We start from the raw sequence: 17,807 nt of genomic DNA, 5'->3' as shown, positions 1-17,807 counted from the left end.
GGGGTCGGTGGCCGCCTTCGGCGGGATCATCGCACCGCGGCCAGAGGTGCGTGAGACTGGGGGGCATGTGCCGGAGCATCAAGACCCTGCGTCCGCCCGTGCTGCCTGGTGAGGCCACGGAGGAGGACATCCACGCCGCCGCACTGCAGTACGTGCGGAAGATCTCGGGCTTCAGGGCCCCCGCCGCGCACAACCGCGAGGTCTTCGACCGTGCGGTGGCGGCGGTCGCCGAGGCCACGGCGGAACTGCTCGGGGGGCTGGAGGTGCGGGGGCGGTCGGTCAGGAGCGCCCCGTAGCACCCGGTGCCGCGTCATGAGACAACTGGTCCGCGCATACGCCCAGTTGACAGACCTGCACGGCCCTGCGCGGCCCTTGCGGGCCCGTCCGCGCCGCTCGGCCGGCGCTTGGGCTCACCTATGGCCAAATGTTGAACTTCCAAGCACTGATTAGGCACTCCTAACCTGGGTGCTCCATTCGGTACCGCCGCCCCCACGACCGGCCCTCGAACGTCCCCGGCCGGCCCGACCGACACCGAAGAGGAGAACCCCGCTCATGACCGCACGTCTCCATACCGCTCAGCCCTACGTCCTCGGGCTCTTCCGCATCGTCGTGGGCCTGCTCTTCACCGTCCATGGCGCCGCGTCCCTCTTCGGCGTCCTCGGCGGCGCCGTCGGCACCCGGGGCGGCACGATCCCGGCCGGCACCTGGCCGGGCTGGTACGCGGCCGTGATCCAGCTGGTCGCCGGCGCCCTGGTGCTCCTCGGTCTCGGGACCCGGGGGGCCGCGCTGCTCGCCTCGGGCTCGATGGCGTACGCCTACTTCGACGTGCACCAGCACCTCGCGCTGTGGCCCATCCAGAACGGCGGCGAGCTGCCCGTGCTGTTCTGCTGGTCCTTCTTCCTGCTGGTCTTCACCGGCTCCGGCGCCTTCGGGCTCGACCGGCTCGTCGCCCGCCGCGCCGTCGCGGACGGCCGGGCCACCACCGAGCAGACCCCGATAGCCGCCTGACACGACGACGGCGCCCTTCCCCGCCACAGGGGGGCAAGGGCGCCGCCCCTTTCCCGCGGCCGGTCCCCGTTCACGACCCCCCGCGGAACGGCACGGTGAGGCAGGCCACCCGGGCGCCCTTCATGCCGGGCTCGTTGTGAATCAGCACCGAGCCGGCCTCTCCCTTGCGGAAGGACCAGGAGTGCTCGGCCCTGGCGCCGCCGATCCCGTTCGCGTCGGACTTGAAGTCCAGCCAGATCTCGTTGTCCTCGGTGGTGTGGGCAGCGTCCGTGCCGGGCTTGTTCTGGTAGTGCTTGCCTGCGGCGGCCGGGTCGGCGCCGCAGGCCTTCTGATGGACGTGGACCCCGAAGAGGTGGTTGGGCTTGACGCCGGCCACTCGCATCTCGACGGTCGTGGCGCCGTTCGCCGCCGTGTTCTGGCGGACCAGGATCAGGGCGCCGGGCGGGACGAGCTTCTTGTCGTACGTCACCGCGTTCGCCTTCGCCGACCCGCCCGGCGGGGAGAACGCGCCGTAGGCCTCCAGGGAGTAACCATGCGCGGTGCTCGAAGTTCCGGTCGCGATGAGGGCCGCGGCGAGAGCGCCCGCGTAAACGGCTGCCACCATGATGTGCACCTTTTTCTGCGCCAATGCGCCGTTCTCGGATGTGTGCCTGAGGTCCGTGCAGGTCTGTCTCCATTGCCACGGACACGGCACGGCCGCGCCGCACAGCCGCCACCGTTCGGGTGACGCGGCGCAGCGACCGCATCGACTCTCAGTAGCCCCCTCGGCCCCCGGAGGCCCTCCTGCCACACCACCGGCGTACGCTGTACGGCTGTCAACGGGGGAGCCGGGGGAGTCGTCGTGTTCGAGAGTGTGGGGTCACTGGCCGCCGGGCCATGGATCTATGCCGCGGTGGTCGTGTCCGTACTGCTCGACGTGTTCGTGCCGGTGCTGCCGAGCGGCGTGCTCGTCATCACGGCGGGTACGGCGGCGGCGGCCGGGTCGGGCGCGGCGACCGGCCAGGTCCCGCACAACGTGCCGGACCTCCTGGTCCTGGTCCTCTCCGCGGCGACGGCCTCGGTCCTCGGCGATCTGGTGGCGTACCGCCTGGCCTGGCGGGGCGGCGAGCGGCTGGACCGGGCCATAGCGCGCTCCCGGCGGCTGACCGCCGCGCAGGAACGTCTCGGCGACGCCCTGACCCGGGGCGGCGGCGCGCTGGTGGTCCTCGCCCGCTTCGCCCCCGCCGGCCGCTCGGTCGTCTCCTTCTGTGCGGGCGCCGCCCACCGCCGCGCCCGCGACTTCGTCCCCTGGTCCGCCCTGGCCGGCCTCTCCTGGGCCGCCTACAGCGTGGCCCTCGGCTACTACGGCGCCCAGTGGCTCGGCGCGACCTGGCTGGCCACGGCCGTCTCGTTCGTCGCCCTGTGCGCGGCGGGCGCGGCGGCGGGGTACCTGATGCGGCGCCGCCCGGCTTCCTGACCCCCGCGTCCCGGGGGTGTGGGGCCGTGTCCGGTCCGGGAGCGTGCTCGCGAGGGCCGCGTGGGTGACGAGCGAGCGCTCGGGCATGCATGACGCGTTCATGTCACCATAGGCATCCGGCGGTGTTCGCGGCCGAACCTCCACATCCCGTACGATGGGGGGCGCAGAAGGGGAGTAGCTCTTCGCCGGACCGTCGACATACTGCTCAGCCAGCCTGAGCCGGCGCCCGGAGGCGGAGCCATCGAGTTCTTCGAGGCCGCCAGCGAGACCTTCGGCAAGCAGTGCACGCCCGTGTCCCCGCGGCACGGGCGCCGAGTGTGCTGCCGTGCCGAGGTGTCATCGCACGACGTACCGCACTCTCGGCGGGGCAGCCCGACCGATTGAGGGACCTTGATCAGCATCACCGTGACGGCGCTCGTCTTCGGCGTCATCTTCCTTGCCGAGCTGCCGGACAAGACCGCGCTCGCGGGCCTCGTCCTCGGCACCCGCTACCGCGCCGGCTACGTCTTCGCGGGTGTCGCCGCCGCCTTCCTGCTGCACGTCGTGCTGGCCGTCGCGGCCGGCAGCGCGCTGACCCTGCTGCCCCAGCGGATCGTGCACGCCATCACCGGCGTCCTCTTCCTCGGCGGCGCGGCGATGCTGCTGCTGCAGAAGCACGAGGACGAGGAGGAGATCAAGAAGCCGGCCGACCAGTCCTTCTGGAAGGTCGCCGGCACCGGCTTCACGCTGATCCTCGTCGCCGAGTTCGGCGATCTCACCCAGATCATGACCGCCAACCTCGCCGCCCGCTACAACGCCCCCCTCTCCGTCGGGCTCGGCGCGGTGCTCGGCCTGTGGGCCGTCGCCGGACTCGGCATCGTCGGTGGGAAGGCGCTGATGAAGAGGGTGCCGCTGCGGCTGATCACGCGGATCGCGGCGCTGCTGATGCTGGGACTCGGCGTGTGGGGCCTGTACGAGGCGGTGGCCGGCTGAGTCCGGCCGAGCTGAACGCCCGGTGAAACCTTTCCGGAGGCGGTGGCGGGATCCGGCCGGATTTTGTACCGTGGAGAAACAAAGTGGCTCCCGCCCGTTCTCCCTGACCGGCGGGCGGGGCTCCTTTGCCCCTTCGGGCTCGTCCCGCCCTTCGGGCCTTCTTCGTTCCTGGAGCTGCCGATGACGGCCACCGCCACGCCCACCGTCCTCACTGCCCGCGCCCTCCTGCTCGACATGGACGGCACCCTCGTCAACTCGAACGCCGTCGTCGAGCGCATCTGGCGCCGTTGGGCCGAGCGGCACGGGCTGGACGGCGACGAGGTGATGAAGGTCGTCCACGGCCGGCAGGGACACGCCTCCATGGCAGTCCTGCTCCCCGACCGGCCCGTGGAGCACAACCTCGCCGACAACGCGCGCATGCTCGCCGAGGAGACCGCCGACACCGAGGGCGTCGTCGAGATCCCCGGCGCCTCTGCCTTCCTCACCTCCCTGCGGGGTCTCCCGCACGCGCTGGTGACCTCCGCCGACGTGCCGCTGTCCACCGCGCGCATGCACGCCGCCGGGCTGCCGATGCCGGACGTCCGCATCACCGCGGAGTCGGTCGGCGCGAGCAAGCCCGATCCAGAGGGGTTCCTGAAGGGCGCGGCCGAACTGGGGGTGGATCCGGCGGACTGCGTGGTCTTCGAGGACTCGGGGGCCGGGATCGCCGCCGGGCGCTCCGCGGGGATGACCGTGGTGGGTGTCGGGCCGCGGGCGGGGCTGCACGAGCCTGACGTGGTGGTGCGGGATCTCACGCGGGTGCGCGTGGAGGCGACGGGGGACGGGGCGATGCGGGTGCACATCGGCTGACGTGGCGGTGGGGCGTCGGCCGGCGTGCCGGTCGCGTATCGGCTGACGTGGGTTCCGGTCGCGCGCCGGCACGGGGGGCGTCATGGGCGGTTCGCCCCCGCTGTCTCCCTCCGTCAGGGGCTCCGCCCCGCCCCGCCACGGGCTCCGCCCCCTGACCCCGGTCGCCCGAACGGCCTCGTCCGCAGACGCCGGACGGGCTGCACCGGGGCCTTCGCCGTCTGCGTCCCCGGGCTCTGCCGAGCCGTGGGCTCGACTACGGCTCGGAAGTCTCCGCCTCCAGGCTCTTGCGTGTCGCCGGCCCGTACACGCCCAGGGTGTCGCCCCGGATGCCGCGTGCCAGTTGGTAGTTGCGTACGGCGTCCTCCAGCGGGCGGGTGAAGACACCGGTGATCTCGTCGCCGTAGAGGTTCAACTGGCTCAGGCGTTCCTGGAGTTCGGTGATCTCGGGGCCCTCGTCGCCGAGTTGCAGCACCGGGGTGGCGGCGGGGGTGCTCCGCGGGGTGGCCGAGGCGGTGGGGGAGGCCGGGCGGCTCGTACCGGCGGAGGCGGACGGGGTCCGCGACGCGGACGCTGTCGCCGACGGGCTCGCCGGAGCGGTCGAGGGGGACCGCGCCGGGGCGGCGGAGCGGGGCGGCGCGGGCGAAAAGGGTGCCGTCGGTGACGCGGGGGCCGAGCCGCGCACGTCCGGCACCCTCTCCCTCACCTCCCGCGCCCCGCGGTCCCGGGACGGCGGGTGATACGACAGCAGCCCGCTCGCCAGCCCGGCGGCGGCCACGACGGCCACTGCGGCGCCGGCCACCGACAGCAGGACGGCGCGACGGGCGCTCCCCCGGTGCGGGCGCGGTGCGTTGTCCTCCGGCTGCGGTGCCGTCGTGGCCGTCCCGTCCGTCGCGTGCTCGGCTCCGTCGTCGGGGGCCGCGGTTCCCGCGGCGCCCTCGGCCGCCCCCTCCACGTCATGTGACGCGCCGGTCACCTTCGGTGCCGGAAGGGAGCTCTCGAAGGCCACGTACGGTCGTATGCGCAGGGGATCGAAGTCCTCCACCGCTGCCGCCTGGGCCGTACGCGTCTCGCGCAGGGCCTCGGCCGCGCGTGCGGTGCAGTCGCAGGACGGGCTGCGGTCCGGGCGTCTCGGCGCCCCGCACTCCGGGCAGGCGTGGCCCAGGAAATCCTCGGAATCAGTCACGTGTTCGCCCTCCCCTCACGAACTACAGACCTTATGCGCACCTTCTTCGCATGCGCCGCCAAAAACGCGGGACTCAACAGGCCATAAAGGGTGACACCGACCACGATGGAAGAGGTGTACCCGAGCCCCGGGAGGTCTCCATGGCCCTGGACACGCACGGCGCGGAGAAGGAGACACAGGCCGCCGAGCACGTCTGCGGCAACGTGTTCGTCTCGATCGGCGCCCTGCTCCTCGGGCTGTTGCTCGCCGCGCTCGACCAGACGATCGTGTCGACCGCGCTGCCCACCATCGTCAGCGACCTCGGCGGTCTGGAGCATCTGTCCTGGGTGGTCACCGCCTATCTGCTGGCCTCGACCGCCGCCACCCCGCTGTGGGGCAAACTCGGCGACCAGTACGGCCGCAAACGGCTCTTCCAGACCGCGATCGTCATCTTCCTCATCGGCTCCGCGCTGTGCGGCATGGCGCAGAACATGCCGCAGCTGATCGCGTTCCGCGCGCTGCAGGGCCTGGGCGGCGGCGGGCTGATGGTGCTGTCCATGGCGATCGTCGGCGACATCGTGCCGCCGCGCGAACGCGGCCGCTACCAGGGGCTGTTCGGGGCCGTGTTCGGGGCGGCCAGCGTTCTCGGGCCGCTGCTCGGCGGGCTGCTCACCCAGCATCTGAGCTGGCGCTGGGTGTTCTACGTCAATCTGCCCGTCGGCGCCGTCGCGCTCGCCGTGGTCGCCACCGCCCTGCACATCCCGCGCCGCACCGCCCACCACGTCATCGACTACCTCGGCACCCTCCTGATCGCCTCCGTCGCCATCTGCCTCGTTCTGGTCGCCTCCCTCGGCGGCACCACCTGGGCCTGGGGCTCACCGCAGCTCATCGGGTCGGCCGTGCTGGGTGCGCTGTTCGCCGTGGCGTTCGTCGCCGTCGAGCGGCGTGCCGCCGAACCGGTGCTGCCGCTGAAGCTGTTCGGCATCCGTACCTTCACGCTCGCCGCCGTCATCAGCTTCATCGTCGGCTTCGCCATGTTCGGCGCGATGACCTATCTGCCGACGTTCCTGCAGGTCGTGCACGGCATCTCGCCGACGCTTTCCGGTGTGCACATGCTGCCCATGGTCGTCGGTCTGCTGCTGTCGTCGACGATCTCCGGGCAGATCGTCAGCCGTACCGGCCGCTGGAAGGTGTTCCCGGTCACCGGCACCGCCGTCACCGCCGTCGGCCTGCTCCTGCTGCACCGGCTCGACGAGCACAGCCCGACGGTGGAGATGAGCACCTGCTTCTTCGTCTTCGGCCTCGGACTCGGCCTGGTCATGCAGGTGCTGATCCTCATCGTGCAGAACGCCGTGTCGTACGAGGACCTGGGCGTCGCCACCTCCGGCGCGACCTTCTTCCGCTCCATCGGCGCCTCCTTCGGCGTGGCGATCTTCGGCACGGTGTTCGCGAGCCGTCTCGGTGACAAGCTCACTGCCGCCTTCCGCGGTGCCCGTCTGCCGCCCGGCACGAACGCGAACGCGCTCAAGGCCGACCCACGGGGCATCGCCGCCCTGCCGCCCGCCCTGCGCCCGGCGGCCCTGCACGCCTACGCGTCCGCCATCACCGACGTCTTCCTCTACGCCGCCCCGGTCGCCGTCCTCGGCTTCCTGCTGGCCTGGTTCCTGAGGGAGGACCGGCTGCGCGGCTCGGTCACCGCGCCGGACGCCTCCGAGACCATCCCGCCCAACCCGGTCGAGCGGTCCTCCTACGACGAGTGCGCGCGGGCCCTGTCCCTGCTCGGCACCCGCGAGGGCCGCCGTGAGATCTACCGGACGATCACCGAACGGGCCGGGTACGACCTGTTGCCCGCAGCCAGCTGGATGCTGCTGCGCGTCCGCAAGTACGGCTCGGTCGAACCGGCCGTGCTCGCCGAGCGCAGCCCCGTACCGCTCGACGCCGTCCTCGCCGCCGCCCGCCAGGTCGAGGAGCGGCACCTCGCCGAACGCCACGGCCTGGACCTGTACTTGACCGCATCCGGCCGGACGGCCGCCGAACGGCTCGCCAAGGCCCGCGAGGAGTCCCTGGCGGAACTCCTCGGCGACTGGTGGGCGCCCGGCCGTTCGACCGACCTGACCCGGCTCGTCTCGGAACTCACCTCCGAACTGTGCGGCACCGACCGCGAACGCCCGCACGAGGCCGCGCGGGTCAGGCCCGCCTGACCGCCAGTTCCTTGCGGAACCAGCGCTCCGCGTACACGTCGTCGTTGTGCGGGGCGGTCTCGGTGTAGCCGAGCCGGGCGTACAGGGCGCGGGCCTCGACCAGGTCGTCGCGGGTGTCCAGGATCAGCCGCCGGGCGCCCAGCGCGCGGGCGGCCCCCTCGGCGGCGGCCACGAGGAGCGCGGCGCCGCCCCTGCCACGCAGGTGCGTGTGCACGAACACCCGGGTCAGTTCCGCCGTGTCCGGTTCCAGCAGGCGTACCCCCGCCGAACCGCCCGGCTCGCCGCCGTACCACCCCACGAGCAACCGCCCGGCCGGCGGGGCGAGTCCGGCGCCGGCCCCGGCGGCGATCTCCCGCTCCAGCTCGTCCGGGTCGGTGCGCCGGCCCTCGTGCAGCAGGTACCAGCGGTCGCTGACCTCGGTGTAGTACGCCCGCCACAGCGCGGCGGCGACCGGCGAGTCGTGCGGTTCCGGGGTGATCGTCCACGTCATGCCACCCATTGTCGGCGGCCGTGACGACACCGCCGAGCGAATTTCGGCCGGGCGCCGGTGCGGGCCGTCGGGGAGGGGCACGGGGTACCCCGCGTTCGCCGCTCGGATGGGCCGGTCGCCGTTTGTGACGGTTCTTCCGGGTGACCCGGAAGGAGAGCCGGCCAAGAGGGCCGGCGTGGATGGGAAGGCAACCATGTCCACAGGCCTGATCGTGTTGATCGTGATCGTCGCGGTCCTGGTCGTCGGCGCGGCCCTCGCCGTGGCCCGGTTCAGCCGCGGGCGGGCCGGCGGGCCCGGCCTGAAGCGGCGCTTCGGCCCCGAGTACGAACGGGCGGTCGCGCGGCACGGCGGTGACACCAAGGCCGCCGAACAGGAACTGACCGAGCGTGTCCAACGCCACGGCGACCTGCGGGAACGGCCACTGGACCCGGCCGGGCGGGAGCAGTTCGAGGCCCGCTGGACGGCCGTACAGGAACACTTCGTCGACGCGCCGCGGCAGGCGGTGGCCGAGGCCGACCGGCTGCTCGCGGAACTCGCCGCCGCGCGCGGCTACCCGGACGGCGGGCGGTACGACGAGCAGCTCGCCGCGCTGTCCGTGCACCACGCCGACCATGTCGACGGCTATCGGCGGGTGCACCGGGTGGCGCATGCCGGGCCGAGCCACGGACTGACCGAGGCCGGTTCCGGCACCGAAGAGATGCGCACCGCGCTCGTCGGCGCCCGCGCCCTCTTCGACGACCTGACCCACCCGGCCCGGGAGAGCGGCCGCCATCGCGCGGCCCAGACACCGCGTGCCTTCGCCCGGAGCCGTCCGAAGGAGAGCTGAGCGTCATGACGGACAGGACGAGCGGTCCCGGCGACGAGCGCGACGCGCCTCGCGCCGGCCGCATCCCGCAGCCGCTGCCCGACGAGGACTGGACCCCCGAGGACGCGCCGCTGCACCACCACACCCCGAGGGACCCGGAGGACCGCCTCCCCGGCGAACCGCCGCCGCTGTCCCGGCCGCCGGGCTCGACCGGCCCCGGTACGAACGGCCTCAGCGCCGACGACCGCACCCCCGCTCCCGGCTCGGAGGGCCTGATGCCGGGCACGGAGTCCCTGGCGACCGGCGCGGGCACCGGGCAACCGCGCCGCCGGGGCATGGAGCCGGCCCCGGAGAGGAGCGGGACACCGGGAGACGGCGCGGTGCCGGGCGAGGGCGGGATGTCCGCCGGGAGCCGGGCGGGATACGAGAGTCCCATGCCGGACGACGGGCTGGGGGTGCCGTCCTCCGGTGAGATGGGCGCGCGCGAGGCGCACACGACCGAGTACCCGGCGCCGGACGCCTGGCCCACCGCACCGGGCGGCCGGGCGGCGACGGCCCCCGCCGCCGAAGCCGGGGGGCCGACCGCCCCCGAGTCGGCGTCCGCAGCCGGCACCGGCCGTTTCGCCGCCGTTTCCGACGCCGTCGGTGAGCCCGCGCCCGCACCCTCCGGGGCGGGTGCGCCGCTGTTGCCGCACGAGGAGACCGAGCAGTGGGAGCAGCGCATGCGGCGGCTGGCCACGGGGTTCGTGGACGAGCCCCGGACGGCGGTCGAGCAGGCCGATCACCTGCTCGCGGAGATCGCGGGGCGGTTCGAGGAGGCGGTGGAGCGGCGCCGCCGTACGCTGCGGCGGTCCTGGGAGGCCTCCGAGGACCGGGGGCCGGGCACGGACGCCGACACCGAGCAGCTCAGGCTCGCCCTGCGCGACTACCGGGAACTGGCCGGGCGGTTGCTGCACCTGTGAGGCGCCCCGACCCGCCGCCGCGCGCGGCATCGGATCCGTCGTGCCTACGCGGCACCAGGATCCGGCAGCTCCCCCCTGGCGGCAACCCTGCGCTGCCGCCACTCGCGTACGACCTCCTCGACGTCGTAGGGCTTCTTGCCCAGCGGGGGGCCGGGCGGCGGCTTGAACATCATGTCCTTGATCTTGACGTTGACGTCCTCGATGATCTTCCGTGCGATCCGCTCGGAGGGCGCCGCGCAGGCCGCCGCGAGCGCGTCCTCCGCCTCCTTGCGCAGGGCGAGGGAGGGCGGCAGGACCGACAGTCCCTCGCGCGCCAACTTCCGTTTCACCCACCACAGTTCGTCATACGCGGAGTCGAGCTCGGCGGGCAGCGGCTCACCTGCCCCCGGCAGCCGCTCGAACTCACCGCGCCCCTGCGCGTCGCGGATCTGCCTGTCGACCCAGGACTCGAACGGCACACCCGGTGGCTTTCGCTCGGTCATGAGTCCATTGTGCCGGACGCGGTGCCGCCGGGCGTTTTATCATGCGGCGGCGGTCCGCCGATCCGGCCGCCGTGCCACGATGGTCGTGCAGTCGGTCGTACAGGGGGAAACGCACGTGCTCGAACTCACCATGGCCACCGTCTCCGGGGAGGACGCGGGCGCCACCGCCGGCATGACGATGGCCGAGGCGCCGAGCGAGCCGGGCGCCGTGCTCCGGGTCGGCCGGGACGCGTCGGTGTGCCGGCTGGTCACTCCCGATGACTGGCTGTTCGTCTCCCGGGTCCATCTGGAGTTCGCGTGCGCTCCCGACGGTGGCTGGCATCTCACCTGGCTGCGCGGCTCACAGACCGACCCGGCCTCCGAAGTACGGCTGAGTGTCGGGGAGTACGCGCAGCCCGTGGGCTACGGCGCGACCGTGGCGCTGCCGCGCGGCGGGTCCGGCGAGATCGTCGTCCAGGACCGCACCGCGGCGCGCAGCGTCAACGTCGGCTTCTATCACGAGGTCTGAGGCCCGGCCGGGCCTCACCGGGGAGGGCTCAGTCCAGCACGCGGGCCAGCGCGAAGCCGTCGTGGCCCTTGGTGCCGACCGTCTGGATCGCCGTGCCGCTCAGCCTCGGATGGGTGGCGATCAGCTCGATCGCGGCGCGCGTGCCCACCACGTCGGGCTCGGTGCTGTCCGCGTCGGTGACCCGGCCGCCGCGCACCACGTTGTCCACGACGATCAGGCTGCCGGTGCGGGTGAGCCGCAGCGCCCACTCCACGTAGTGCCCGTTGTTGGCCTTGTCGGCGTCGATGAACACCAGGTCGAACGGGGCCGGGTTCTCGTCGGCGAGCTTGGGCAGCGACTCCAGGGCCGGGCCCACCCGTACCTCGGCGATCCGGTCCAGGCCGGCCCGGGCGATGTTGCGGGCGGCCACCTCGGCGTGCTTGGCGTTGTACTCGAGCGACACGAGTCTGCCGTCCTCCGGCAGGGCGCGGGCCAGCCAGATCGTGCTGTAACCGCCGAGTGTGCCGATCTCCAGGATGTGCCGTGCGCCCTGCACCTGGGCGAGCAGCTGGAGGAACTTGCCCTGTGCCGCCGTGACGGCGATGTGCGGCAGCCCGGCCGCGTCGTTCTCCCGCCGGGCCGCCCGCAGTGCCTCGTCGTCGGGCGCGAGGCGGCTGGTGAAGTAGTCGTCGACGTCGTCCCAGAGCTGGGAGTCGCTCATGGTCCTGCTGCCTTTCCCGAGTGCCTGCCCTTCCCCGCCATCGTCTCAGCCGAGGCGCCCCGACGGGGTGATCACCGGCGGAATTGCTGCCCGCCGGGGCGCCGTACGAGCCATCTCGGCGACGGCGCGGGCCGCCGGGAGGGCGCGGTCCATGGTGGGCACCGAGGCCCAGATCTCGCGCAGCCGGCCCTCGCGGACCACCTGCTGCACCGGGGTGCCGGCCGCCGCCCGGCGCAACTCGTCGTCGCCGGAATTGCGGGCCGGGTCGGGAACCGCTGGGTGAGGGCGGTCGGCTACGGCCTTCCGGCGGCCTGCGCGCCGAGGGCGTCGGCAGGGGAGTGGCGGCGGCCTGCGAAGACCACGCCGCCTTCCGACGCCGGCGACTGCCACTCCCCGGGGGCGCCGGGCCGTGTCCGACGTGCGGCTGCCGCCGCGCGGGCGCGACCGGCCACGACGGACCCGCACCCGGCTCGGGTGAGGAGCCCTCGCGGCGCCTACCGGCCCTCGACCGCCGGGGCGGAACCCGGCAACGGCCGGCCCGCCGACTCCGACATCCGCCACACCGCGAACCCGCCCACGACAGCCGCGGCCATCATGTAATAGGCGGGCATCATCATGTTCCCCGTCGCCCCGATCAGCGCGGTGACGACCAGCGGTGTCGTCCCGCCGAACAGGGACACCGACACGTTGAACCCGATGGACAGCGACCCGTACCGCACCCGCGTCGGGAAGAGCGCGGGCAGCGCGGCCGGCATGGCCGCCGTGAAGCAGACCAGCAGGAGACCCAGCGCGCCCATGCCCAGCGCGACGGCGAGCAGGCTGCCCTGGCGGACCAGCAGCAGCGCGGGGACGGAGAGGAACAGGAAACCGGCGCAGCCGACGGCGATCACCGGACGGCGGCCGACCCGGTCGGTCAGCGCCCCGGCGAACGGCTGGACGATCATCATCAGGGCCATCACGCCCAGCACGACCAGCAGCCCGTGCGTCTCGTCGTACCTCAGCTCACTCGTGAGGTAGCTCGGCATGTACGACAGCAGCATGTAGTCGGTGACGTTGAAGACCAGCACCAGGCCCATGCACAGCAGCAGCGCCTTCCACTGGCCCGCGACCATCTCGCGCAGCGGCACCTTCGGCCGGGCGGCCTCCGCCTTCTCCACCTCCGCCGCGAACGCCGGGGTCTCCTCCAGCCGCATCCGCAGGTACAGGCCGATGACGCCCATCGGGCCCGCGATCAGGAACGGGACCCGCCAGCCCCAGGACAGCAGAGCCTGCGACGACAGCAGCGCGGTCATCAGGGTGACCAGACCCGCGCCGCCGATGTAACCGGCCAGCGTGCCGAACTCCAGCCAACTGCCGAAGAAACCACGCTTCTTGTCGGGGGCGTACTCGGCGATGAAGGTCGAGGCGCCCGCGTACTCACCGCCGGTCGAGAAGCCCTGCACCAGCCGGGCGGCGAGCAGCAGCAGCGGCGCGCCGACGCCGATCGAGCCGTACGACGGGATCAGACCGATCGCGAACGTGCCCGCCGCCATCATGATCATGGTGAGGGCGAGTACCTTCTGGCGGCCCACGCGGTCGCCCAGCGGGCCGAAGACCATGCCGCCCAGCGGCCGGACCAGGAAGGCCGCCGCGAAAGCGCCGAATGTCGACAGCAACTGCGCGGTGGGGTCGCCGGACGGGAAGAAGACCTTGCCCAGCGTGACGGCGATGTAGCTGTAGACACCGAAGTCGAACCACTCCATCGCGTTGCCGAGCGCGGCCGCCTTCACGGCGCGCTTGACCAGCGCGGGGTCGGTGACGGTGACGTCGCGGGCGGTGCCGGCCCGCCGGGTCCTCAGGGACGGGGTGACGGCAGTGACGGTCGCCAAAACGGGGCTCGCCTACCTTTCGTCGGGGACAGGGCGCGGCCCGTGCGGCGGCGCTGCCGGGAAACGGGCCGAAAAACGACCATAGGGGGATGGTGGCCCCTCACGTCCCGCAGCCGCTCAGCTGCGCAGGGCATCCAAACGGTGCGTACGCAGGCACGTCCGCCCGTTCATGGCCGGCCGATCCGGCCGGACGCTGTGACCCTTCTCGCGCCGCGGCCGGGCAACCACCCCCCTCCTGACTGTCGTCTTCCGGACAAAAGGAGGGCGGACGTCAGGTGAAGCCACGGTTGCCTGCGTCCTTCTCCCGGAGGCTGGGACCCTCATAGGGTTCTCAGAAGCACCCGGCGTGCGCGGCGCCGGGGACCGACGGGGCGGGAGGCCGACGAGGCGTGGCGAACGTGGAGCACAGCGGGCGACCTGCGGACACCCTCGGCAGGGCCCCGGCGGAGGCGCGACTGCGCGCGGCCCGGCTCGGCCTGTGGGCGGTGGTCGCGATCCTCGCGGTACGGCAGCTGACCGTGGTCCTCACCACACCGAGCGGCGAACGGCTGACCGACCTGGAGACCTGGGTCGGTCCGCACGGCGTGCTGCACGTGAAGGGCTCGCTCTACGACTCCACCCGGTTCACCGGCACGCCCTTCGCCGGACTGGTCCTCAAACCCCTCACCCGCTCCGCCGAGGCCGCCCTCGGCTGGGGCTGGACCTTCGGCACCCTCCTGCTGGTCGTCGCCCTCGGCCTGGTGGCCGCCCGCGCGCTGCCCCAGCCGGTCGGCCGCCGCACCTCCCTGCTGGCCGCGCCGGTCGCGGTCGGCCTGCTCATGCTGTCCCTGCCGGTGCGCAACGCCCTGTGGCTCGGCCAGACCAGCATCATCCCGGTGCTGCTCGTCCTGCTCGGCTGCTTCGCCGTGCGCGGGGAGCGCGGGAGCGGGGTGTGCATAGGCCTGGCCGCCGCGCTGCAACCGGCCCTGCTGCTGTTCGCCCCGCTGCTGTGGTTCACCGGCCGGCGCCGGGCCACCGCCGCCACCGCCGTCACCTTCACCGCCTGTGCCGCGCTCGCCTGGGCGGCGCTGCCGCACGACTCGTACACCTACTGGGTGCACCACATGGCCGGGGTGGGCCTCGGCGGCAAGGCCGACGCCCTCGGCAACCAGTCCCTGCACGGCGCCCTGCTCCGACTCGGTCTGACCGGCCCGCTGGAGATCGCGCTCTTCCTCTCGCTGGGCGCCGTCGTCGCCGCCCGCGCCCTGCGCCGCGCCGTCCACTACGCCCACGACGGCCAGCTGCTGCTCGCCGTGGCGATCACCGGCTGCGCCGCCGTCGCCGTGTCCCCGACCGCCTGGCAGCACCAGCTGCTGTGGGTGCTGCTCGCCATGGTCGGCCGGGTCGGCAGGCGGGTCTCCGACCGCTGTGTCTGGCCGGTCGCGATGATCCTGGTGACGACCCTCCCGGCGAAGATGATGCTGCCGAACATGGCGCTGATGCACCCGCTGCGCGACAACCTCGTCCTCCTCGCGGCGCTGGCCGCGGCCACGTCCGTGCCGTTCCTGTCCCGGACGTCCCCCACCTACCGGCGGCCGATCCCGACGCAGTACGCGCCACCGGTGCCGGCCCGCTTCCGGCGCGTCCCCCTGCTCCCCTTCCTCCGCCGGGTCCTCACCCGCCCCAACCTCCTCCTGGAGCTGCTGCTGATCCGGGTGGTGTACGCCGCCTACTCCCAGGTGCGGCTCGCCGCGACCGGCGGCACCGTCTCCGGCGGCCGGGCCCGCGCCGAGCACCACGGGCACATCGTGCTGGACACCGAGCGGTTCCTGCACATCGACATCGAGCACTGGGCCAACCACGCGGTGGTGCGGGTCGGCTGGCTGCGGGACTTCTTCGACTTCTACTACGAGTCCTTCCACTTCGTGGTCCCGCTGACGATCCTCGGCATCCTCTACTGGCGCCGCCCCGTCGACTACCGCTGGGCCCGCGCCTCCCTCGGCTTCGCCACCTTCCTCGCCCTGATCGGCTTCTGGGCCTTCCCGCTGGCCCCGCCGCGCCTGATGCCGACCCTCGGCATCATCGACACCGTCCACGGCGTCCAGGACTTCTCCAAGCCGGACTACGGCGCCCTGACCGCGCTCACCAACCAGTACGCGGCGATGCCCTCGCTGCACTTCGGCTGGGCCCTGTGGTGCGGACTGGTCGTCGCGGTCATCGCCCCGAAGCGGTGGATGAAGGCCCTCGGCCTCCTGCACCCTCTCCTCACCGTCTCGGCGATCATCGCCACCGGCAACCACTGGGTGCTGGACGCGGTGGGGGGCGCGATGGTGGTGAGCGCGGGGTTCGGGCTGTCGTACCTGTTCCAGGGCCCGCGAGCCGAACTCGTCACGGCGACGGCGGCACGCCAGGAGTCCCCCGCCCCGCTCGCCGTGCCGGAGGGGCAGCGGTGACCAAGCTCGTGTCGCTGCCCCCGGGCGAGTCGGGGAGCACCTCGTTCGGTTCGCCACGTCCGCCCTCTTCGACGACGTGGCCGCCTTCGTCCTGAGCCATGTGACGGACGAGAAGGCACGGCGCGCGGTCTCCGCGGGCGCCGCGTCCGGCCACGTGTTCGTCGGGGACCTGCCCGGCCCCGATCAGACCACTGTCCTGCTCGCCCTGCGCGACGCGTTCCCCGGCCACGTGGACCCGAGATCCATCCACCCGAGGTGACCGCCGGGATGGACGATCCGGACGTCTTCGTCGCGCGCCAAGTCGCCGGCGCGGATGGCCGGCCGGAGCATCGCCCTGCGGGCGGCGCCCGCCCAGCCCCATGAGGACCTCGGGGCACTGGCCCCGCCGCGTGAGCGACGGGCCGGACCGTTCTCGAGGCGATGGCAGAACGGGCCGGGGAGACGGTCGGGCCGGATGCGTGAGGGTCCTGCCGAGGGCCCGCCCGGTCACCGCCCGTCTGCCGGTCGCCGTCCTGGAGGACCGCCGCGTCGAGGCCGCTGACCCCCCTACAACCGCTGGATGATCGTCCCGGTCGCCAGCCCACCGCCCGCGCACATGGTGACGAGCGCGAACTCCTTGTCCGCGCGCTCGAGTTCGTGCAGGGCCGTGGTGATCAGGCGGGCGCCCGTCGCGCCGACCGGGTGGCCCAACGCGATCGCACCGCCGTTGACGTTGACCTTGTCCAGGTCCTGTTCGAAGACCCGGGCCCAGCTCAACACCACCGACGCGAAGGCCTCGTTGATCTCGACCAGGTCGATGTCCTTCAGCGACATCCCGGCCTTGCCCAGCACCGCGCGCGTCGCGTCGATCGGGCCGTCGAGATGGAAGTGCGGGTCGGCGCCGACCAGCGCCTGGGCGACGATCCTCGCCCTCGGCTTCAGCCTCAGGGCGCGGGCCATCCGCTTCGACGCCCACATGACGGCCGCCGCCCCGTCCGAGATCTGGGACGAGTTGCCCGCTGTGTGCACGGCCGTCGGCATCACCGGCTTCAATCCCGCGAGCGCCTCCATGGACGTGTCCCGCAGGCCCTCGTCCTTGTCCACGAGCCGCCACATGCCCTGACCGGCATACTGCTCCTCCTCGGTGGTCGGGACCTGGACCGCGAACGTCTCCCGTTTGAAGCGTTCCTCGGCCCAGGCGAGCGCGGCCCGCCCCTGCGACCTCAGCCCCAGGGCGTCCACGTCCGGCCTGGTCAACCCGCGGTGACGGGCGATGCGTTCGGCCGCCTCGAACTGGTTGGGCAGGTCGACGTTCCACTCGTCGGGGAAGGGCTTCCCCGGGCCGTGCTTGGATCCCGACCCCAGCGGCACCCGGCTCATCGCCTCCACACCGCAGCTGATGCCGACGTCGATCACGCCGCTCGCGATCATGTTGGCCACCATGTGCGAGGCCTGCTGCGAGGAGCCGCACTGGCAGTCGACGGTCGTGGCGGCGGTCTCGTACGGCAGCCCCATGGTCAGCCAGGCCGTGCGCGTGGGGTTCATGGACTGTTCGCCGGCGTGGGTGACCGTGCCGCCGACGATCTGCTCGACCGCGTCGGCGGGGATGCCGGCGCGGCCGAGGAGTTCACGGTAGGTCTCGCCCAGGAGATAGGCGGGGTGCAGATTGGCGAGCGCGCCGCCGCGCTTGCCGATGGGGGTGCGTACGGCTTCGACGATCACGGGTTCGGCGGCCATGGGTGCGGGTCCTCTCCGAGAGGGCTCTCCTCCAGAACTGGTACGCGTTCTAGTTCTGTCCAGCAGTGTGCTGACGCGACGTCCATCACCGCAAGGGTCTTGCAGGTGCTGGAGTCGCGATCTGCGCGAATTCCCGACGGATCGGAGCCGCCGTACCCCTTGCTACTTGTAGAACCCGTTACTACCTTCACGGCAC

The 17,807-nt window shown here is 72.8% G+C and carries 19 protein-coding genes; 11 read left to right on the top strand and 8 right to left on the bottom strand.

Annotation, left to right across the window (positions count from 1 at the left end):
- Positions 1-65: 65 nt before the first annotated feature.
- Together AC5WRT_RS24900 and AC5WRT_RS24895 are read left to right on the top strand one after the other, a co-directional pair.
- Complete coding sequence (locus AC5WRT_RS24900) at positions 66-296, top strand: DUF2277 domain-containing protein (protein ID WP_496096593.1); 231 nt, start codon at positions 66-68, stop codon at positions 294-296.
- A gap of 256 nt (positions 297-552) precedes the next feature.
- Positions 553-1,008 (top strand): DoxX family protein, encoded by a 456-nt coding sequence (locus tag AC5WRT_RS24895; protein ID WP_496096592.1) that lies wholly within the window; start codon positions 553-555, stop codon positions 1,006-1,008.
- A gap of 70 nt (positions 1,009-1,078) precedes the next feature.
- Here the strand turns inward: AC5WRT_RS24895 and AC5WRT_RS24890 are convergent, their stop codons facing one another.
- Positions 1,079-1,612 (bottom strand): superoxide dismutase family protein, encoded by a 534-nt coding sequence (locus tag AC5WRT_RS24890; protein WP_496096591.1) that lies wholly within the window; start codon positions 1,610-1,612, stop codon positions 1,079-1,081.
- Positions 1,613-1,849: 237 nt separating this feature from the next.
- On the opposite strand from AC5WRT_RS24890, the gene AC5WRT_RS24885 reads away from it, so the two are divergent.
- The 3 genes from AC5WRT_RS24885 (at position 1,850) to AC5WRT_RS24875 (ending at position 4,285) form a co-directional block, all read left to right on the top strand.
- A complete protein-coding gene (locus AC5WRT_RS24885) occupies positions 1,850-2,464 on the top strand; it encodes a DedA family protein (RefSeq protein WP_496096590.1) in 615 nt (204 codons plus the stop codon).
- Between the two features lie 390 nt (positions 2,465-2,854).
- Positions 2,855-3,436, top strand: coding sequence for a TMEM165/GDT1 family protein (locus tag AC5WRT_RS24880; protein WP_496096589.1), 582 nt, complete (start codon positions 2,855-2,857; stop codon positions 3,434-3,436).
- Positions 3,437-3,616: 180 nt separating this feature from the next.
- The gene (locus tag AC5WRT_RS24875) at positions 3,617-4,285 is read left to right on the top strand and encodes an HAD family hydrolase (RefSeq protein ID WP_496096588.1); all 669 of its coding nucleotides are present in this window, start codon (positions 3,617-3,619) and stop codon (positions 4,283-4,285) included.
- 253 nt (positions 4,286-4,538) lie between these two features.
- Here AC5WRT_RS24875 and AC5WRT_RS24870 read toward each other — a convergent pair whose 3' ends face one another.
- Positions 4,539-5,468 (bottom strand): peptidoglycan-binding domain-containing protein, encoded by a 930-nt coding sequence (locus AC5WRT_RS24870; protein ID WP_496100608.1) that lies wholly within the window; start codon positions 5,466-5,468, stop codon positions 4,539-4,541.
- A gap of 140 nt (positions 5,469-5,608) precedes the next feature.
- Between AC5WRT_RS24870 and AC5WRT_RS24865 the strand changes: the two genes are divergently transcribed.
- Positions 5,609-7,648 carry an MDR family MFS transporter gene (locus AC5WRT_RS24865; protein ID WP_496100607.1) on the top strand — a complete coding sequence of 680 codons (2,040 nt, stop codon included), beginning with the start codon at positions 5,609-5,611 and terminating at the stop codon, positions 7,646-7,648.
- Here AC5WRT_RS24865 and AC5WRT_RS24860 read toward each other — a convergent pair.
- Positions 7,635-8,138, bottom strand: coding sequence for a GNAT family N-acetyltransferase (locus AC5WRT_RS24860; RefSeq protein WP_496096585.1), 504 nt, complete (start codon positions 8,136-8,138; stop codon positions 7,635-7,637). The genes AC5WRT_RS24865 and AC5WRT_RS24860 overlap by 14 nt on opposite strands.
- Before the next feature lie 193 nt (positions 8,139-8,331).
- On the opposite strand from AC5WRT_RS24860, the gene AC5WRT_RS24855 reads away from it, so the two are divergent.
- Both AC5WRT_RS24855 and AC5WRT_RS24850 read left to right on the top strand, forming a co-directional pair.
- Positions 8,332-8,964, top strand: a complete 633-nt coding sequence (locus AC5WRT_RS24855; protein ID WP_496096584.1) for a hypothetical protein — start codon at positions 8,332-8,334, stop codon at positions 8,962-8,964.
- Positions 8,965-8,969: 5 nt separating this feature from the next.
- The gene (locus tag AC5WRT_RS24850; protein WP_496096583.1) at positions 8,970-9,905 is read left to right on the top strand and encodes a hypothetical protein; all 936 of its coding nucleotides are present in this window, start codon (positions 8,970-8,972) and stop codon (positions 9,903-9,905) included.
- A gap of 44 nt (positions 9,906-9,949) precedes the next feature.
- Here AC5WRT_RS24850 and AC5WRT_RS24845 read toward each other — a convergent pair whose 3' ends face one another.
- The gene (locus AC5WRT_RS24845; RefSeq protein WP_496096582.1) at positions 9,950-10,387 is read right to left on the bottom strand and encodes a DnaJ family domain-containing protein; all 438 of its coding nucleotides are present in this window, start codon (positions 10,385-10,387) and stop codon (positions 9,950-9,952) included.
- A 115-nt stretch (positions 10,388-10,502) separates the two neighbouring features.
- Here AC5WRT_RS24845 and AC5WRT_RS24840 point away from each other — a divergent pair, with 115 nt between their 5' ends.
- Positions 10,503-10,895, top strand: coding sequence for an FHA domain-containing protein (locus AC5WRT_RS24840; RefSeq protein ID WP_496096581.1), 393 nt, complete (start codon positions 10,503-10,505; stop codon positions 10,893-10,895).
- 28 nt (positions 10,896-10,923) lie between these two features.
- On the opposite strand, the gene AC5WRT_RS24835 is transcribed toward AC5WRT_RS24840, so the two are convergent.
- The 3 genes from AC5WRT_RS24835 to proP all read right to left on the bottom strand — a co-directional run bounded on the left by AC5WRT_RS24835 (position 10,924) and on the right by proP (position 13,463).
- The gene (locus AC5WRT_RS24835) at positions 10,924-11,595 is read right to left on the bottom strand and encodes an O-methyltransferase (protein WP_496096580.1); all 672 of its coding nucleotides are present in this window, start codon (positions 11,593-11,595) and stop codon (positions 10,924-10,926) included.
- A gap of 45 nt (positions 11,596-11,640) precedes the next feature.
- Complete coding sequence (locus AC5WRT_RS24830) at positions 11,641-11,805, bottom strand: hypothetical protein (RefSeq protein ID WP_496096579.1); 165 nt, start codon at positions 11,803-11,805, stop codon at positions 11,641-11,643.
- A 284-nt stretch (positions 11,806-12,089) separates the two neighbouring features.
- Positions 12,090-13,463, bottom strand: coding sequence for a glycine betaine/L-proline transporter ProP (gene proP / locus AC5WRT_RS24825; RefSeq protein WP_496096578.1), 1,374 nt, complete (start codon positions 13,461-13,463; stop codon positions 12,090-12,092).
- Between the two features lie 389 nt (positions 13,464-13,852).
- Here proP and AC5WRT_RS24820 point away from each other — a divergent pair, with 389 nt between their 5' ends.
- Both AC5WRT_RS24820 and AC5WRT_RS24815 read left to right on the top strand, forming a co-directional pair.
- A complete protein-coding gene (locus tag AC5WRT_RS24820; RefSeq protein WP_496096577.1) occupies positions 13,853-15,895 on the top strand; it encodes a bifunctional glycosyltransferase 87/phosphatase PAP2 family protein in 2,043 nt (680 codons plus the stop codon).
- Positions 15,896-15,971: 76 nt separating this feature from the next.
- Positions 15,972-16,154 (top strand): hypothetical protein, encoded by a 183-nt coding sequence (locus AC5WRT_RS24815; protein WP_496096576.1) that lies wholly within the window; start codon positions 15,972-15,974, stop codon positions 16,152-16,154.
- 287 nt (positions 16,155-16,441) lie between these two features.
- On the opposite strand, the gene AC5WRT_RS24810 is transcribed toward AC5WRT_RS24815, so the two are convergent.
- Positions 16,442-17,611 (bottom strand): steroid 3-ketoacyl-CoA thiolase, encoded by a 1,170-nt coding sequence (locus tag AC5WRT_RS24810; protein ID WP_496096575.1) that lies wholly within the window; start codon positions 17,609-17,611, stop codon positions 16,442-16,444.
- Positions 17,612-17,807: the final 196 nt, after the last annotated feature.

This window comes from Streptomyces sp. NTD91 (assembly GCF_059510455.1).
Note: the sequence above shows the minus strand (reverse complement) of the source record. Positions and strands in the feature narration are given on the sequence as shown.

Coding starts and splice junctions, on each gene's coding strand:
- AC5WRT_RS24900 (WP_496096593.1), top strand. CDS start 66: ATGTGCCGGAGCATCAAGACCCTGCGTCCGCCCGTGCTGCCTGGTGAG.
- AC5WRT_RS24895 (WP_496096592.1), top strand. CDS start 553: ATGACCGCACGTCTCCATACCGCTCAGCCCTACGTCCTCGGGCTCTTC.
- AC5WRT_RS24890 (WP_496096591.1), bottom strand. CDS start 1,612: ATGGTGGCAGCCGTTTACGCGGGCGCTCTCGCCGCGGCCCTCATCGCG.
- AC5WRT_RS24875 (WP_496096588.1), top strand. CDS start 3,617: ATGACGGCCACCGCCACGCCCACCGTCCTCACTGCCCGCGCCCTCCTG.
- AC5WRT_RS24865 (WP_496100607.1), top strand. CDS start 5,609: ATGGCCCTGGACACGCACGGCGCGGAGAAGGAGACACAGGCCGCCGAG.
- AC5WRT_RS24860 (WP_496096585.1), bottom strand. CDS start 8,138: ATGACGTGGACGATCACCCCGGAACCGCACGACTCGCCGGTCGCCGCC.
- AC5WRT_RS24855 (WP_496096584.1), top strand. CDS start 8,332: ATGTCCACAGGCCTGATCGTGTTGATCGTGATCGTCGCGGTCCTGGTC.
- AC5WRT_RS24850 (WP_496096583.1), top strand. CDS start 8,970: ATGACGGACAGGACGAGCGGTCCCGGCGACGAGCGCGACGCGCCTCGC.
- AC5WRT_RS24845 (WP_496096582.1), bottom strand. CDS start 10,387: ATGACCGAGCGAAAGCCACCGGGTGTGCCGTTCGAGTCCTGGGTCGAC.
- AC5WRT_RS24835 (WP_496096580.1), bottom strand. CDS start 11,595: ATGAGCGACTCCCAGCTCTGGGACGACGTCGACGACTACTTCACCAGC.
- AC5WRT_RS24810 (WP_496096575.1), bottom strand. CDS start 17,611: ATGGCCGCCGAACCCGTGATCGTCGAAGCCGTACGCACCCCCATCGGC.